At 45.0% G+C, this 2,023-nt stretch carries 2 protein-coding genes; both read right to left on the bottom strand.

All coding sequences use genetic code 11. From position 1 onward, the window contains the following. Positions 1 to 178 precede the first annotated feature (178 nt). Positions 179 to 487 carry a hypothetical protein gene (locus FPZ49_RS35020; protein ID WP_144855338.1) on the bottom strand — a complete coding sequence of 103 codons (309 nt, stop codon included), beginning with the start codon at positions 485 to 487 and terminating at the stop codon, positions 179 to 181. Positions 488 to 837: 350 nt separating this feature from the next. After that, positions 838 to 2,023 (bottom strand): (Fe-S)-binding protein (locus FPZ49_RS35025; protein WP_144855340.1); only part of this gene is annotated, 1,186 nt, incomplete at its 5' end.

The raw sequence follows: 2,023 nt of genomic DNA on the forward strand, positions 1-2,023 counted from the left end.
GACCGCATAGCTTTTGGCAAGCATCGCTGGTGGAAGCCGGAGATTTTTCAACAGTTCATCCACTATGCGGATCGAACCGAGATTTAATATGGGCCCCAAAATGAATAAGACGCTCGTTATGCCAGCAAATAGCTTGCGCGGATGGTGCTTCAAACGTTGAAGCAGCGCATCGATCGCCTCAAAATATCCTCCCCAGTTTTAAAGGGAGCGAAAGTAAAGGCACCAGAACGACCAGTGCGATTAATGGGAGATTCATGAAAATGCCTTGACGGATGCCGGCAAAGCCTTCGCCTTTGTTAAATTCCAGCACGATCCCGATGGCCATCATACTGATGCCAAACCAGCGAGGTACAGCTCTTGCGTGCATCGCGCTTGCAGCAAAGGCAACCAGGGCTATCCCAATTACCGTGTTTTTGAGCCAGTCAAAAGGAAAAAAATATTGAATCAAAAACAATAGGCACATCGACAGAATTAAATAACTTCGCATGTATCATCCCTCATAATCTCTGTCTTTCCTTCTACTATAACATATTGGAATAGTTCGTGAATGGAGCTTTCCGGTCGAAATCCATGCTTTAGCGAATCAGCAACCACACCAGAGAAACCGAAAGAAATAATTTGAAGTGGTTTGGGGACGAATGAAAAAATCCCGCCCAAGTAATGCCAACATAGACGGATTTCGGTATCTATTTATTTTTCTTTACGCAATTAAATGTTTACATATAATATTTTATGTATACTATTGTTAAATCGACTAATGAGATCCTGCTCGCCCTCAAGGTCTGTATCCAGACATCTAGAATCTCCTGGCAACTGTCATACATTCTGGGATGAAGATTATTTCATTCCCGTTAAACCCGCTGCTTCTGTCAAATATTCTACTAGATGAAGCGCACGGACTGAGCCAGACAATTGCTCACGTTCAATACCGAGTTTCATTTGCAGCAGACACCCTGGATTTGTTGTAATGACTGTGGATGCATTGGTCGCTTTCGTATGTTTCATTTTTGTATCCAATATTTTCATAGATTCTTCGTAATGAATAATATTATAAATGCCGGCTGAACCACAGCACATATTCACATCTTCCATCTCAATGAGCTCGACGCCAGGGATGCTTTTTATTAATTTGATCGGTTCCTGAACGACCTTCTGCACGTTGGTTAAATGACACGAGCGTTGATACGTAACACGTTCATTGCGATTGCGCAAATTCTGCAGACCACCGCATGCAATAAGCACTTGACTAATATCCTTGGACTTATCGGAAAATGCCCTTGCTCGGTCATGCCATTCTGGGTCGGTCGCTAAAAGATGGTCATATTCATGCAGCATGGCACCGCAGCCTCCTGCATTATTGATTATGAAATCGACATGTTCTTGTTCAAATGCGGCAATATTTTGCTTGGCAAGCATTCTAGCTCCCTCCATCTCGCCAGAATGGGCATGTAAGGCCCCACAGCATGTTTGACCCTCAGTGACAATCACTTCGCAACCCGCTTCCGCCAACAGTTGGACGGATAATTGATTCACTTTTTGAAACATCGCGTCCATAATGCATCCAGTAAAAAACGCAACCGTATACTTCCGTTCTCCTTTTGCCCCAACGCGGGACGGCATTTTTCTGCGCTCTGCAGGGGAGGCAGCCTCCGGGGTGATCGCTTCAAATTCAGCTAGATAATTTGGAAATTTAGAAAGTAGTTTTGTGCGGCGCGCCACTTTTTGCAAACCGCTCTTCTGGTACAGCCAAAGCGCGTCTCCGATGACATTCATCACTCGTTTACTAGGAAAAACTTTTTTGAAGGTGACATTTCTCAGGACACGCGTTGGAAAAGCGTACTTTTTGCGTTTGACTAGAGCCGCTCGTGCGGACTCCAATATAGCGCCATACTCGACACCTGAAGGACATGCCGTTTCGCAAGCCCGGCAGCCCAAGCACAAATCAAGTGGATTTTCCAACACGGATAAATCAGTAATCTTTCCCTCCCCCACCATCTTCACCAAGTTAATTCGTCCGCGTGGG

Source organism: Paenibacillus cremeus (assembly GCF_007786445.1).
Taxonomy (GTDB): Bacteria; Bacillota; Bacilli; order Paenibacillales; family NBRC-103111; genus Paenibacillus_G; species Paenibacillus_G cremeus.

Excerpts from the sequence above, each read along its gene's own strand:
- FPZ49_RS35020 (WP_144855338.1), bottom strand. The coding sequence starts at position 487 with ATGCGAAGTTATTTAATTCTGTCGATGTGCCTATTGTTTTTGATTCAA.